Here is a 14359-nt window from a genome sequence, read left to right on the forward strand (position 1 = left end):
AACATATAATATGATCCATGAACATATCAGACATTTTAAGCGAAAGGTCGGATTGCCTTGCACTGGACTGAGCAGGAAAAGGAAAAACTCCTGATTACCGTGGCCGCTAACCTCTCCCGTGAACGAAGAGCACGCGGACTTAAGTTGAATGTTCCCGAAGCCATCGCCTTGTTGACCTCCGAATTGATGGAACGAGCACGGGATGGAATGAGTGTTGCCGAATTAATGAGATACGGAGGTACCATCCTGACACGTGAAGACTGCATGGATGGCGTTCCCGATATGATTCCTGAAGTACAGGTAGAAGCCACATTTCCTGACGGTACGAAACTGGTTACCGTACATGAACCTATACGCTGAGAAAGGCAGGAGAAACCATGATTCCTGGTGAATACCGTTTGAAGCCAGATGACGACATCATCTGTCATCCGGATCGTTCAACCCTACGCCTCATTGTCCTTAACCGCGGCGACCGCCCCGTCCAGGTCGGCTCTCACGTTCACTTCTATGAAGTTAATGCGGCACTGGACTTTGATCGCACGTCAGCTTTCGGACATCGCCTGCACATTCCGGCAGGCACAGCAGTCCGCTTCGAACCGGGTGAAGAGAAGCCGGTTGAACTCACGACCTTTGGCGGCAAACGCCAGATTCACGGGTTCAACGGATTAACCGAAGGTTCTGCGGATCAAGCCCCCGATCCAGTGAAACTGGAGGCATTCCTGAAGACGTTCTCCCCTCCCATACAAGATGGAGGTGATCCTTCATGAAACGAATGAGCCGTGAACAATACGCATCGATGTTCGGACCCACAACCGGTGATGCTGTCAGACTTGCGGATACCGAACTATGGGCAGAGATTGAACATGATTATGCCGTCTACGGAGACGAGAGCAAATTCGGGGGTGGCAAGGTTATCCGCGACGGGATGGGCCAGTCTACCTCTGCCCTCCGTAGTGACGGTACCCCTGATACCGTTATCACCAACGCCATCATTATCGATCATTGGGGCATTGTAAAAGCGGATATCGGCATTCGGGATGGTCACATCTGTGCCATTGGCAAATCCGGTAACCCGGACACGATGGATGGTGTGCATCCCGCACTGGTCATCGGTGCTTCCACCGAAATCATCGCCGGTGAAGGCATGATTGTAACTGCTGGTGGCATCGATACCCATATTCATTTCATCTGTCCACAGCAGATTCAGACTGCGTTATCCTCCGGGGTCACGACCATGATCGGCGGCGGAACAGGACCGGCAACGGGAACCAAAGCCACCACTTGTACACCAGGAGCCTGGCACATCCACCGGATGTTAGAATCGGCAGAGGCTTTTCCCATGAACATCGGTTACCTCGGCAAAGGCAACAGTTCCAGTACCGCACCTTTAATCGAACAGATTGAAGCGGGTGTAATCGGCCTGAAGTTGCATGAAGATTGGGGCACTACCCCGAGAGCGATCGATGCATGTCTGACTGCCGCTGGAGAACATGATGTTCAAGTCGCTATCCATACCGATACACTGAACGAAACCGGATTTCTCGAAAACACACTGGCTGCGATCAACGGCCGGACGATCCACACGTACCACACGGAAGGCGCTGGTGGCGGACACGCTCCGGATATTATCCGGGCCGCCGGGGAGTCCTACGTTATCCCCTCATCAACTAATCCAACACGACCGTACACACGCAACACCGTAGAAGAGCACCTTGATATGTTGATGGTGTGTCATCACCTGGACCCTTCCATCCCGGAAGATGTAGCTTTTGCGGATTCGCGGATTCGTCCCGAAACAATCGCAGCCGAAGACATTTTGCATGATCTTGGCGTGTTCAGCATCATCAGTTCCGATTCACAGGCCATGGGACGCGTGGGTGAAGTCATTATCCGTACTTGGCAGACAGCTGACAAAATGAAAAAACAGCGCGGCAAACTCGAACTCAATCCGGATTCACCGTCCGATAACGATCGGATCAAGAGATATATCGCCAAATACACCATTAATCCAGCTATCGCACATGGAATCAGTCATCTCGTCGGTTCGGTGGAAGTCGGGAAGCTGGCAGATCTGGTGGTATGGAAACCGGCTTACTTCGGTGTTAAACCCGAGATCGTCATCAAAGGTGGCATGATTACATTCGCCCAGATGGGTGATCCCAATGCGTCCATTCCGACACCTCAGCCCGTATTCGGCAGACCCATGTTCGGAGCCTATGGTAGCGCCATTACCAGCGGATCGATCACCTTTGTCTCCCAAGCCGCAGCAGATGCAGGAATCAAAGAGACATTGGGCTTGAAAAAGCGGGTTGAACCCGTTAAAGGCTGTCGCTCAGTCAGCAAAAAAGACATGATCCATAACGACGTCACCCCTGTCATTGAAGTCGATCCCGAAACCTATGAGGTACGCGCCGACGGCGAACTGCTCACATGCGAACCCGCAGACGAGTTGCCTATGGCACAGCGGTACTTTATGTTTTGATAGGAATACGGATTAGCCGATAAGGGGGCACTCATGATGAACAGTGGAACGAAGTTACTCCGTTACGTTCAGCTGCTGGATTCGGCCCTGCCCATCGGTGGTTTCTCCCATTCCTTCGGTCTGGAAGCTTACACGCATGATGGCACCGTGCGGAATACCGCACAGCTTGAACAGTTTATTCGCAGCCAGCTTCATTCCAGTCTCGTGCGACTAGATGGTCTTGCCATCAAAGGCGTCTATCAGGCGATAAAACAGCAAGATGCCGCTCTACTCGCTCTATACGACAAACGCGTGCATGCCCAGCGCTCCCCTCGGGAACTCAGGGAAAGCGGCCACAAGATGGGCAAGCGATTGCTCAAGCTCGCCCGTTCACTCTATCCATGGATGGACTTTTCCCTGATCGATGAGGCCATACGGGAATACGGCGCGTATGGTGGCATCACGACCATTCATGGTTATATCAACTATCAATTGGAGATTGGATTGGATGAAGCCGTTACCGGGCACCTGTATACCTCAGTGAACGCTTATGTGAACAGCGCACTTCGCCTGCTGCCCATCGGACAAACGGAAGCGCAGATGTTGATTCAGAAATTGCTTGGTGATATTGAAGCAGAATGGGCTCTCATTCGGGATAATGACCCGGAAGACATGCACAGCTTCGGAATCGCCCAGGAAATCTACGCCATGCGGCACGAGACCTTACCCGCGCGGCTGTTTATGTCTTAACTACAACTTTTATCTAACCTAGGAGGAATTGTTATGTGTGGAGGAGCTAATCATACGCATCATCCGGAGTGGAAACGCAACGCATTTGATCGGAGTCGTCCGATGCGAATTGGCATTGGTGGACCGGTAGGTTCAGGTAAAACAGCCCTTGTGGAGAAGCTGTCCAAGGCACTGCGTACACGTTACAGCCTTGCTGTCATCACCAATGACATTTATACCAAGGAAGATGCCGAGATTTTGCTGCGTCAGAATGCCTTGGCACCAGAGCGTATTATCGGCGTAGAGACAGGCGGATGTCCACACACCGCTATTCGTGAGGATGCCTCCATGAATTTCGAAGCAGTTGACGAGTTGATTGAACGTTTCCCTGATCTGCAATTGATCTTCATCGAGAGCGGCGGCGATAATCTCTCTGCTGCATTCAGTCCGGAACTGGCTGATGTGTTCATCTATATTATCGACGTTGCCCAAGGGGAGAAACTTCCTCGCAAAGGCGGTCCCGGCATCACGCGTTCAGATCTGCTGTTAATCAACAAGACCGACCTCGCACCTTACGTTGGAGCGAGCCTGGAAGTTATGAAAAATGATACCGAGCGGGTTCGCGAAGGCCGCCCATATGTCATGTCTAATCTAATGAGCGGTGAAGGTGTATCCGAGATTGTCCACTGGCTTGAACATCAATATATGGATGACGATGCTTCCGCTGCACATCTGCATTCACACGGCCATGAGCATGGCACTCACTCGCATTAATTCATCTTCTGTCCCCACGGGAACAGAGATGAATGGGAATGAAAGTGCATGTGCGCCCGTCACACGCCGCAGCGAACTTCGGGCCACCTTTGCCTTTCAAGGCGAGCGCACTGTCATGACCGATCGTTATTACAGCGCACCCCTCCGGTTTAGCCGATCCTTTCGACCTCCCGGAGGCGGAACCGAATTATGTGTGTACACGTCAGACGTCTCTCCCGGAGTCCTTAACGGGGATCATTATCATTCCCAGTGGGAATTAGGGGAAGGCACCCATGTCATGCTGAGCAGCACATCTGCTACCAGACTTCATCCTACACCTTCCATTCCTTCATCCGTTAATCATCACTTTCGGTTGGGAAAAGGGGCCACACTGGAATACTTTCCTGAATGTGTGATTCCCTTCAAAGGCAGTTCATCATCCCTCGCTGTAACCTTTGAGCTGGAAGACCAGGCGATTCTGGCCTATGCAGACATCTGGTCTGCCGGACGGATTCATCGGGGAGAAGCGTTCCAATTTGAGCGTTACCGCAGCTTGACGGAGATATGGCAAGGCGAGAAACTGGCTGTCTGGGATCGATTCGGACTCGAACCGGAAACCGATGACCCCAAACACTCAGCATCCCTCCTTCACTATACTCACACGGCTGCATTGTGGATGATTGCCCCAGGACTGGGCACTGCGGAGATGGAACAGGTCAGATCCGCTCTGCCACCAGATGGACGGATGCTCGCAGGTGCGAGTTTGCTGGCAACCGGCGGTATTGGCGTTCGACTCCTTGGCATGGCAGCCTGGGAGCTTCAGGAGCAATGTCTTCAGATCTGGAATACACTTCGTCCCCATCTGCTGGGCAAAGAAACCCTCGTTTTTCGTAAATAAAGATATACATTATAAGTTAACACAAAAAACCTCTGAACTGTCTCCGAGTGTGTTCGGATTAGTCCAGAGGTTTTTGTACATTCAGTCTATGGGTGCCGTTCATATCACTTACGCTTCGTTTCCCTCAGAATTGTTCTCTGATTTGTTTTCAGCCCTGTATCGATAATCTCCTGCATCTTTGCTTTCCTTCGATTTGCGGTAACGGGTAAACTCGATATATTCACTGATAAAAGACTGTTCAACAGTCGATAATTCGCTTTCCTGGCAATTCAATTGCCGCAACACGTCAAAAAAATAATCCTCCCGTTTTTCCCGCACCATCGCTTCCTTCGATGGACGCCCAATCATGAGCCAGTCGAGGCTCACATCAAAAAACGAAGCAATCTCAATTAACTTATTCGTACTCGGAATAGACTTGCCACGTTTCCAGTCACCCAGATTGCCTGTGCTAATCTTCAGCTGTTGGCAGAAAGCCTTCTTGGTCATTCCTCGTTCGGCAATCAGGTGTTCAATTCGCTCATAGATCGACTGCATACAAGAACCGCCTTCCAACCGTAATAATCAACTCATCTGCTTGAATTATACCACATTATTCCTGAATGCTCAGCCTTTATATGCCTGGAACAAGATGAGGTATATCGTATAACACAAAGATAGACTCCCATGAATGATCATAGAAGTCTATCTTATGTTGTTGCTGTGATGCGGTCGAGAGGACTCGAACCTCCACGGGTATACACCCACTACCCCCTCAAGATAGCGTGTCTGCCATTCCACCACGACCGCATATTCAATTGTAAAAATGGTGAGCCATGAAGGGCTCGAACCTTCGACACCCTGATTAAAAGTCAGGTGCTCTACCAACTGAGCTAATGGCTCTTGCTGTAAACTTCACCGGATGTGCCACGCTTCATTCTCGTCTCAAAGAGCAATGACTTTGAGGATTTCTCATTGAAAATATAGATCTCATGAGGTGGTGAAGATATGACCCGTAGGGGATTCGAACCCCTGTTACCTCCGTGAAAGGGAGGTGTCTTAACCCCTTGACCAACGGGCCTTAATAACAAGTTGTCTTTCTTGGCGACAAGAATGAGTATACCACAGGACATTTTAAACTTGCAACACTTTTTTTGAAATTTATTTCTCAAGCCTTTTTTGTCCGTTGCATACTTCTCTTCAAAACCCCATTAATCGCCACCTTCCCTATTCATGCCAATGTCATCACTGTGCAGGAAAAATGTAAATCATCCATTAAAACACTTACAAAAACTTATGTTCACTTATAATATTGCAAAGCGAATTAAGAATACTTATAATTAAAATATCAGTATAAGTACGGTCATCCATACAACCGGAGGTGACATGTTTGTTTCAAGAAGAACGAATGCAGCTCATTGTTGAACATCTACGCAAACACAATCGCATCTCAGCCGATGATATTGTCACCTTGTTTGATGTATCACGGGATACTGCACGCAGGGATCTGATCAAGCTTGAGGAACAGGATGCCATTATTCGAACACGTGGCGGCGCGATCCTCCCCCCTCCTCCGCAAGAATTCAGATCCTACAAAGACCGTTTACTCGATGTATCTGAGGAAAAGAGGGCCATCGGCAAACTCGCTGCGGCCATTGTAAGACAAGGCGAGATCATTATTCTGGATTCTTCCACGACTGTGCAGGCCTGTGCCGAGAACTTGAACGGCAAATCCTGTACCGTCATTACTAATTCGATTCATTCCGCTGATCTTCTCTCCAATCACACAGCTGTCCAGATTCGTTTACTCGGCGGCAAAGTGGATAAGGAACAACGTTATGTCTACGGTACCTCTGTTATCGAGACTCTCTCCCACTATTATGTAGATAAAGCCTTTATCGGAATTGGCGGTATCACCATGGATGGCTTCAGTGCTTCCGAAGAGGAAGGGAAAATTAAACACCAAATGATGAAAGCTGCCAAGAAAGTCGTTGTTCTTGCAGATCAATCCAAGTTTGATAGACGTTATGGTTATCGTTTTGCCGACTGGTCATTGGTGGATGTATTGATTACGGATCAATGGCCAACCAAAGAATGGCTTGTTTTTCTAGCCGAACAACAAGTTGAGATTCTCATTCCCGAACCCACAAATGATAAGGAGTTGTAAATATATGAAATTATTTGCCACAGATTTAGATGGAACTTTACTGAACAGAGACAGCCAGATTAGCCCGGAGAATGCAGCAGCCATTCAAAAAGCACAGCAATCCGGTATGAAGGTTACAATCGCTACAGGACGTGTCTACTCCGATGTTGTGACCATCAGCCGCGAAGGCGGAATCAAAACCCCAATTATCGGCTCCAACGGAGCGACGATTCATGATGCCGACGGTGAACGTCTATTCCATCTTCCGCTTGAGCGTGACACAGCAGCTTCCGTCATGCAGTGGCTTGAAGATCATGATTTCTATTATGAGGCTTCCACGCAGCAAGGTATCTATGCCCCACTTAGCAGTCACGAGACTTTGCTCGCCGAGATGGAACGTGTTCTTGGTTCGAACCCTGGTGAAGACATTGCACGCATGATTCGGGCCATCAAGAAACACTATGACAAAAAAGACTACCACCGCGTAAACAACCACATCGAAATCCCAGCAGAAGCCTGCATCTACAATATTATGGCCTTCTCCATGAATCCGGACAAAGTAAAGACAGGACGAGAACACTTCGCTTCCCGATCCGATGTAGCCATGGTTGTATCCTTTGAGCACAACTTTGAAATGCAGCACCCGGACGTATCCAAAGGTAATGCCCTCACCAAACTGGCGGCTCACCTGAACATCTCCATGGAAGATACAGCAGCGATCGGGGATAACTTCAACGATGTCTCCATGTTAAAAATGGCAGGACTCGGCATCGCCATGGGTAATGGCGAACCCGAAATCCAGGCATTAGCCAAAGCCATAACGCTGACTAATGTGGAACACGGTGTCGCACATGCCATCGAGTGCCTGCTTGAAGGTAAACCGGTATCCCGTCCGGAAACGATTGTCGGAGAAGGGCAGTAATTGAACCTGTACGGAATTAACATTTGAATCTGGATGGATGGGTCGTCTTTTGATCCAAGCTAGTTCGCTTCATTTCAACTCAGCAGATCGAACGTGAGGCACGTCCTGTAACAAAATAATCAATTGCTCTCCCCGGTATGAACCCGGTAGTTGCAATGTGAACTCAAGCACAGTCTCTTCTTCGGAGTCTGTGCTTTTTTGCTGTTCTGTTTTAAATCCGATGACCGAGATCTTTTCCTGTCCCAGCAGTGCCAGAACAGTCTTCAGGGCCTCTCCCTCCTTTTGCAGGTGGATGGTTAACGTCTCTGTTCGTGCCGAAACCAGCCAGCGCGTAGGTCTATGTAGTAGCATCTGTGCCACGACAATAAGCAGCGTCACGCCTGCACCTGTCCAATACAGACCTGAACCCACCGCAAGCCCCATGCCTGCCGTAGCCCATATGCCAGCCGCTGTGGTCAATCCCCTGACCGTATGCCGCTGCGTGAAGATCATGCCAGCGCCAATGAACCCCACACCACTAACGACCTGTGCAGCGATCCTGGATGGATCAAGGGACAGATTGTCCCAACCGGCCTGATCCTGGAATCCGTACTTCGACACAATCATCATCAGGGCAGCGCCAACGGCGACCACAAAATGAGTACGGATTCCCGCCTCTTTCATTCGATTCTTGCGCTCATATCCGATTAGCACACCACACACTCCAGCTATGAGTACACGCATCAAGTATTCCACTTCCATGCACATCACCTCTTTCATTATGTATATGCTTACATGTGTCTATCTTTACTATTACCCAATCTTTCCCCGACTAATAAAAAGCCTCTACTCTGGTCAATTCTCTGCCCGAAAATTCCCCCCATGTCTCTCTCCCAATCCGTAATAATGTCTGAAATTATATATCAGCGGATGCCATTCCTCCGGATTGATCTTGTTCAGTCCAGATATCAGGCGTGTGTGCGCGTGCACCTTCACCGCTTTCACTTCCACAATCGCCATGAACGGTGTATGCTCGGGAATACGTATGTGTTGTACAGCCGCTTCAATCTGGAGCGGACATTCAGCTATTTTATCTGGAGCCACCTGAACCGATGCTTGAGATGTCAGTCCAGCCGCAATGAATTTATCCTGGCAAAACGTATAGCCCATCTGCCTTTTCTCCTCAGGAACCGGGGTAACTCCCGTATAACGACCCAGTGCCTCAACCTGTTTCCACATGGTCGCATCCGGCAGATTAATTACACACTCCGGATGTCGACTCAGATTTTCATAGGCTTTTCCCTGTATACCTAGACCAAGAACCAAACAATCCCCCAGCGCCCAAGATGAAGACAGTGGAGACAGGTTGGTTGACCCATCCTCGTTTAATGTGCTTAACAGCAATACGGGCGTACCATAATATAAAATACTTGGATTAAGCGTTTCATGTTGTATCACTTCTGAACTCTCGGACAACTGCTCTGTAGCAAAGTCCTGTTTCGTTATCTTTTTCATATCCTGTACCTCTCCTGTTCCAATTCCATTGGTTTATAAGCTCAATCTGACCCGTATGGGACGATACAACAGAATTGTAATACAGTAATAGTTCAGATATGATCGAAGTATGAATGTATATCCGAATATTACTGTTATTGCGTCGTTAATCGCTGATCCAAGCCGCGCTATTTTTCTGTCATCTTTGCTGGATGGGCGGGCGTTGCCCGCAGGGGAGCTTGCTCATATGGCAGGCGTCACTCCCCAGACGGCAAGCAGCCATCTCGCTAAACTCGTAGAGGGAGGATTACTCGAAGTCGAACAACAAGGACGTCACCGATACTATCGTCTGGCAAACAAAGAAATTGCTAATCTGATTGAAACCATGGCCAGTATTGCCCCGCCTGTACAGATACGCTCTCTCAAACAATCCGATCAGCTTCAACAACTGAGTTATGCACGGACCTGTTATGGTCATCTGGCCGGGAAATTAGGAATCTCGCTCTGTGAGGCCTTAGTACAGAAGGGTTATCTTTCAGAGCCCGAAGAGGCACATAGCAAGGATTATCAAGTTACAGAGAAAGGAACGCAGTGGTTCACTACGTTCGGCATTGAACTTCAAGTGAAGCCGGGGTCACGCCGGGCCATCGCTCGTAAATGTTTGGATTGGAGCGAACGCCGTCATCATCTCTCAGGTATGCTTGGCGAACAACTCAGACATCGATTATTGGAACTGGACTGGATTCGTCAAAAAACAGGAAGTCGCTCAGTCGAAGTAACGGAAGCTGGAAAGAAAGGTTTATACGAGGTGTTGGGTATCTTACTGTAGTCTGTAGGTGGAGGTGCAGCAGGGATAAAGGAAGAAGAATAAAACGCAAAAAATCCCCTTCACTTTGACCGGTATCCGATCTAATGTGAAGAGGATTTTATTGTTTAATTCAGAACGGAGAGAGAGGGATTCGAACCCTCGCACCGCTTACGCAGTCTAACCCCTTAGCAGAGGGTCCCCTTATAGCCACTTGGGTATCTCTCCAAGAAATGGCTCCCCGAACAGGGCTCGAACCTGTGACAACTCGATTAACAGTCGAGTGCTCTACCAACTGAGCTATCAGGGAAAATCAATCTTGATTAACTTAATTTATCATGATTAATAATCCAAGTCAACATGCCTTCCATCACTTTCTTTAGCGCATTGATTGATGCACACATCAGATATTCTGAAGGCCCAGTTTTCCCGCACAACGACCACAGCGGTAACGCTTCGGATCTATTTTCCGCTTGCGCAAATATTCCGTGCCACAGCTCTTGCACACCAGCTTATAACGATACGGCAGAGGTTTTCTGCCTTTGCCGTCAGGCAGAGATTGGCAGAACCGTGAGCCTCCCACCTTCTGCAATAAAGCTTTGAATTCCGGGTCGCGATGCTGATAACCACGCCCACGAATATGCAGATGATAGTGGCACAGCTCATGCTTGATGATTTTCTCAACTTCATCCCGCCCGTAGGCTTCGAGCTGATGCGGATTGATCTCAATCCGGTGACTTTTGAGCATATAACGCCCACCTGTGGTGGTCAGGCGACTGTTAAACAACGCCTCATGGGTGAACGGCACTCCGAAATGATCCATTGATATCTGTTCGATCCATTGTTGCAACTCCTTATTTTCCATCGGTATCCTCTCCTTGCACCCCCTCGGAGTATTGGTTTTTCTGGCAATATACTTGAATTTTAACCGTTTCGTAGGCTACACTGTCAAGTAGAATGTATGAGGGGAGATTATTACTCGTTATGCCTACAATGCGCTATGTCATCTTACAGCAGGAACAACAATTGCAGTTTGTGGAAATGCCGGCGGATTACGCCTATCAACTTAGTGCGCTCAATCTGCGCCTGCACAAGGAAATCGATAAACTCACTGCAGCAGATGTCCCTGTCCTGCCTTGGGCGATTGCCGAATGTGACAACCTGGATCTCCTGAACGAAAATCTCACCATTATCGGTGGCCTTGATTATATCAATGCACTTGAAGAGTCTTTTGCAGCACTGCGTGAAAACCATTATCCCTTGATTTCTCTGCTTACCGAAATCCGGGCGCTTCAGGCCCAATTGGAACAATGGTATGAAGAAGAGATGGAAGCCCTCTAATCCACTCCAGATCTCATTTTAAAATGACAAGAACGAAAAGCGCATCTCCCTGAATTGGGATTTGTGCTTTTTGGTATTGAGATATTGATTTGCCGGGGTCTGCCACTTATCCCGCACAGTCCAGGCTATTGCCACATATGCTAACGTACAGATGAATTATGCAAGAGGAGGAGATACCCTTGCCTCAATGGCTTTGCAATCAACTGATGCGTGCATTTCACAAAAAGGACAGCCGGCAAATCAAGCTGCTGAACGAATGCTGGTTCTTTTATCGTAACAAACCAGCAAATGGCACACCGCGCAGCGCGGAGAACGAACTTTAAGAGGTTGTTCAAAAAGTCCATGATCATAGCCACCGTACTTACCAGAGCAATTGGAACGAATAACGGGACCATTACTGTCGACAACAAACAGCCTTCCTGGTCAGGGAAGGCTGTTCTCCAATTCTATTACTTAGGAAGACTGTTGCGCAGAAGCAGGCTTCTTCATCGTAAGGCCGACACGGCCTTTTTTGGTATCCACACTCATAACCCAGACCGTTACATTATCCCCGACAGACACAACGTCCATCGGATGTTTAACATACCCGTTGCTGAGCTGTGAGATATGGACAAGCCCATCACTCTTGATCCCAATATCGACAAAAGCACCAAAATCAATTACGTTCCGAACCGTACCTTGCAGCTCCATACCTTCCACCAGATCCTCAATTTTCAATACATCTGTACGGAAGATTGGCAACGGCATTTCTTCACGCGGGTCACGACCCGGACGCTGCAAGCTGTCCAGAATATCACGCAATGTAGGTACACCTACGTCCAGTTTCACAGCCAATTGCTCTGGCTGTTGCTCCGACAGTAATACCGACAGTTCCTTGCTGCCCAGCTTGTCCAGTGCAACCTGAAGCTCCTTGAACAGCTGATCAACGACCTTGTAGGACTCAGGGTGAATCGGTGTACGATCCAATGGATTCTCGCCCTCACCAATACGCATGAAGCCTACGCACTGCTCATACGTTTTGGCTCCCAGACGTGGTACCTTCTGAAGCTGACGGCGGTTCGTGAACCGGCCGTTCTCTTCACGGTACTTCACGATGTTTTTGGCAATCGTAGCATTAACCCCGGCAACGTATGACAACAACGAAGGTGATGCTGTATTCACATCCACACCCACATGGTTAACTGCGGATTCCACGACAGCCTTCAGGCTTTCTTCGAGAATCTTCTGGGATACGTCATGCTGATATTGACCCACGCCAATGGCTTTTGGATCAATCTTAACCAACTCCGCCAGCGGGTCTTGTACCCGGCGAGCAATGGAAGCTGCACTGCGCTCCGCAACATCCAGATCAGGGAATTCTTCCTGGGCCAGCTTGGATGCAGAATATACACTCGCGCCTGCTTCGTTAACAATCAGATACACAAGACTTTCATCACCGTTCTCCTGAATGATCTCGGCAACAAACTGCTCCGTCTCACGTGATCCGGTACCATTACCAATGACGATCAGTCCGATATCATATTGCTTGATCATGCGATGGAATACTTCCGCAGCTTCACGTTTCTTGTTGTGTGGTGGCGTTGGGTAGGTCACAGCCACTTCCAGCAGTTTGCCCGTATCATCTACTACAGCCAGTTTACAACCGGTACGATAAGCTGGATCCACACCCAACACACGTTTGCCGTGAATCGGCGGTTGAAGCAACAGGTTACGCAGATTGGCCGAGAATACCGATATGGCCTGATTCTCACCTTTTTCTGTGAGCTCTCCACGAACTTCACGCTCGATGGAAGGCGCAATCAGCCGCTTGTAGGCATCCTCAATCACATCACGCAGGATATCCTGCACGGCAGAAGCACCACGAATGATCTGTCCTACCATATGGCGATGGGCCGGTTCTGCCTGTACGTCCAGGCCGACTTTCAGAATACTCTCACGTTCACCGCGATTAATCGCGAGAATACGGTGTGGGGGCATCTTTTTAGCTAATTCTCGGTAATCATAATAATTCTCGTACACGGACTCCTCTTGAGCATCCTTCGCTTCCGAAGTCAGCATCCCGTGATCAAGTGTGTACCGACGAATCCAGGCACGAATGGCAGCATCGTCTGCGATGTTCTCCGCAAGGATATCTTTGGCTCCCTGAAGCGCCAATTCCTCATCTTCTACGCCCAGTTCAGCATTGATATATTGCGCAGCTTCCTGGAGTGCATCTCCTTGTTTCGGTTGACCCCAGATCCAACCAGCAAGGGGTTCAAGACCTTTTTCCTTGGCCACACTGGCACGCGTTTTCCGCTTCTGACGGTAAGGACGATACAAGTCCTCCACTTCCTGCAGCTTCACAGCCTGGGTGATGGATTTCTTCAGTTCTCCGGTCAGCTTGCCCTGTTCCTCTATAATACGGATGACTTCCAATTTGCGATCCTCAAGATTGCGCAGATAGACAATGCGTTCTTCAATCGATCGCAGCTGGTTCTCATCCAGCTCTCCAGTCATTTCTTTACGGTAGCGGGCGATAAATGGAATCGTATTGCCTTCGTCCAGAAGCTCCGACGTCGTGCGGACCTGCTTCAAGGACAGTGACAGTTCCTTGGCTACCTGTTTGATGATTCGTTCATGGCGTTCTGCCTTTATTGTTTCTTCATTGGGTTCCAGAACCGTTTCCTGTTCAGACAAAATAAATCCCTCTTTCCTTCCTGAATCGTTCGTTACAATCATTTCAGGGCAGCTTTGCTGCTGTAATTACAGTATAGTTAAACCATTTGATTCATCCACTCTACCCTATATTATCACAAAATCCCGCCCAGATTTCCATCAATCCGCAAGCATACAAGTTCTGACAGAATGATGTCATC

The 14359-nt window shown here is 48.9% G+C and carries 16 protein-coding genes and 5 tRNA genes; 11 read left to right on the top strand and 10 right to left on the bottom strand.

Going from position 1 to position 14359, the window contains the following annotated elements:
• Window positions 1-57: 57 nt before the first annotated feature.
• Genes HF638_RS10135 through HF638_RS10160 form a run of 6 tightly spaced genes read left to right on the top strand, consistent with a single transcriptional unit; the run spans window position 58 to window position 4841 of the window.
• Window positions 58-360, top strand: coding sequence for an urease subunit gamma (locus HF638_RS10135; protein ID WP_036669066.1), 303 nt, complete (start codon window positions 58-60; stop codon window positions 358-360).
• 17 nt (window positions 361-377) lie between these two features.
• Window positions 378-767: an urease subunit beta gene (locus tag HF638_RS10140; protein WP_169480115.1), complete on the top strand. Its 390-nt coding sequence runs from the start codon at window positions 378-380 to the stop codon at window positions 765-767.
• Window positions 764-2482: an urease subunit alpha gene (gene ureC / locus HF638_RS10145; RefSeq protein WP_169480116.1), complete on the top strand. Its 1719-nt coding sequence runs from the start codon at window positions 764-766 to the stop codon at window positions 2480-2482. Before HF638_RS10140 ends, ureC begins: the two co-directional genes overlap by 4 nt.
• A 33-nt stretch (window positions 2483-2515) precedes the next feature.
• Window positions 2516-3211: an urease accessory protein UreF gene (locus HF638_RS10150; RefSeq protein ID WP_169480117.1), complete on the top strand. Its 696-nt coding sequence runs from the start codon at window positions 2516-2518 to the stop codon at window positions 3209-3211.
• A 33-nt stretch (window positions 3212-3244) separates the two neighbouring features.
• A complete protein-coding gene (ureG, locus tag HF638_RS10155; protein WP_169480118.1) occupies window positions 3245-3964 on the top strand; it encodes an urease accessory protein UreG in 720 nt (239 codons plus the stop codon).
• Window positions 3870-4841: an urease accessory protein UreD gene (locus HF638_RS10160; protein WP_169480119.1), complete on the top strand. Its 972-nt coding sequence runs from the start codon at window positions 3870-3872 to the stop codon at window positions 4839-4841. Before ureG ends, HF638_RS10160 begins: the two co-directional genes overlap by 95 nt.
• A gap of 108 nt (window positions 4842-4949) precedes the next feature.
• On the opposite strand, the gene HF638_RS10165 is transcribed toward HF638_RS10160, so the two are convergent.
• The 4 genes from HF638_RS10165 to HF638_RS10180 form a co-directional block, all read right to left on the bottom strand.
• Complete coding sequence (locus HF638_RS10165; RefSeq protein ID WP_169480120.1) at window positions 4950-5375, bottom strand: helix-turn-helix domain-containing protein; 426 nt, start codon at window positions 5373-5375, stop codon at window positions 4950-4952.
• Between the two features lie 169 nt (window positions 5376-5544).
• Window positions 5545-5627, bottom strand: a tRNA-Leu gene (locus tag HF638_RS10170).
• Window positions 5628-5644: 17 nt separating this feature from the next.
• Window positions 5645-5720 (bottom strand) — tRNA-Lys (locus HF638_RS10175).
• A gap of 106 nt (window positions 5721-5826) precedes the next feature.
• Window positions 5827-5898 (bottom strand) — tRNA-Glu (locus tag HF638_RS10180).
• 309 nt (window positions 5899-6207) lie between these two features.
• On the opposite strand from HF638_RS10180, the gene HF638_RS10185 reads away from it, so the two are divergent.
• Window positions 6208-6984, top strand: a complete 777-nt coding sequence (locus tag HF638_RS10185; RefSeq protein WP_169480121.1) for a DeoR/GlpR family DNA-binding transcription regulator — start codon at window positions 6208-6210, stop codon at window positions 6982-6984.
• A gap of 4 nt (window positions 6985-6988) precedes the next feature.
• Window positions 6989-7885, top strand: coding sequence for a Cof-type HAD-IIB family hydrolase (locus tag HF638_RS10190; RefSeq protein WP_169480122.1), 897 nt, complete (start codon window positions 6989-6991; stop codon window positions 7883-7885).
• Between the two features lie 69 nt (window positions 7886-7954).
• Here the strand turns inward: HF638_RS10190 and HF638_RS10195 are convergent, their stop codons facing one another.
• Entirely contained in the window at window positions 7955-8626 is a 672-nt protein-coding gene (locus HF638_RS10195; protein ID WP_169480123.1) for an MgtC/SapB family protein, read from the bottom strand.
• A gap of 93 nt (window positions 8627-8719) precedes the next feature.
• Complete coding sequence (locus tag HF638_RS10200) at window positions 8720-9379, bottom strand: flavin reductase family protein (protein WP_169480124.1); 660 nt, start codon at window positions 9377-9379, stop codon at window positions 8720-8722.
• Window positions 9380-9488: 109 nt separating this feature from the next.
• On the opposite strand from HF638_RS10200, the gene HF638_RS10205 reads away from it, so the two are divergent.
• Window positions 9489-10187, top strand: a complete 699-nt coding sequence (locus HF638_RS10205) for an ArsR/SmtB family transcription factor (protein WP_169480125.1) — start codon at window positions 9489-9491, stop codon at window positions 10185-10187.
• 115 nt (window positions 10188-10302) lie between these two features.
• Here the strand turns inward: HF638_RS10205 and HF638_RS10210 are convergent.
• The 3 genes from HF638_RS10210 to HF638_RS10220 all read right to left on the bottom strand — a co-directional run bounded on the left by HF638_RS10210 (window position 10303) and on the right by HF638_RS10220 (window position 11028).
• Window positions 10303-10391, bottom strand: a tRNA-Ser gene (locus tag HF638_RS10210).
• 6 nt (window positions 10392-10397) lie between these two features.
• Window positions 10398-10473: transfer RNA gene (locus HF638_RS10215), tRNA-Asn, on the bottom strand.
• 93 nt (window positions 10474-10566) lie between these two features.
• On the bottom strand, window positions 10567-11028 hold the full coding sequence (locus tag HF638_RS10220) for a SprT family protein (RefSeq protein WP_169480126.1): 462 nt from the start codon (window positions 11026-11028) through the stop codon (window positions 10567-10569).
• Window positions 11029-11147: 119 nt separating this feature from the next.
• Here HF638_RS10220 and HF638_RS10225 point away from each other — a divergent pair, with 119 nt between their 5' ends.
• Both HF638_RS10225 and cmpA read left to right on the top strand, forming a co-directional pair.
• Window positions 11148-11504 carry a hydrolase/acyltransferase gene (locus tag HF638_RS10225; RefSeq protein ID WP_169480127.1) on the top strand — a complete coding sequence of 119 codons (357 nt, stop codon included), beginning with the start codon at window positions 11148-11150 and terminating at the stop codon, window positions 11502-11504.
• A gap of 179 nt (window positions 11505-11683) precedes the next feature.
• Window positions 11684-11827, top strand: a complete 144-nt coding sequence (gene cmpA, locus HF638_RS10230; RefSeq protein WP_017690033.1) for a cortex morphogenetic protein CmpA — start codon at window positions 11684-11686, stop codon at window positions 11825-11827.
• A gap of 130 nt (window positions 11828-11957) precedes the next feature.
• Here the strand turns inward: cmpA and HF638_RS10235 are convergent, their stop codons facing one another.
• Window positions 11958-14180 (bottom strand): Tex family protein, encoded by a 2223-nt coding sequence (locus tag HF638_RS10235; RefSeq protein ID WP_248278104.1) that lies wholly within the window; start codon window positions 14178-14180, stop codon window positions 11958-11960.
• Window positions 14181-14359: the final 179 nt, after the last annotated feature.

This window comes from Paenibacillus sp. SZ31 (genome assembly GCF_012912005.1).
Lineage (GTDB): Bacteria > Bacillota > Bacilli > Paenibacillales > Paenibacillaceae > Paenibacillus.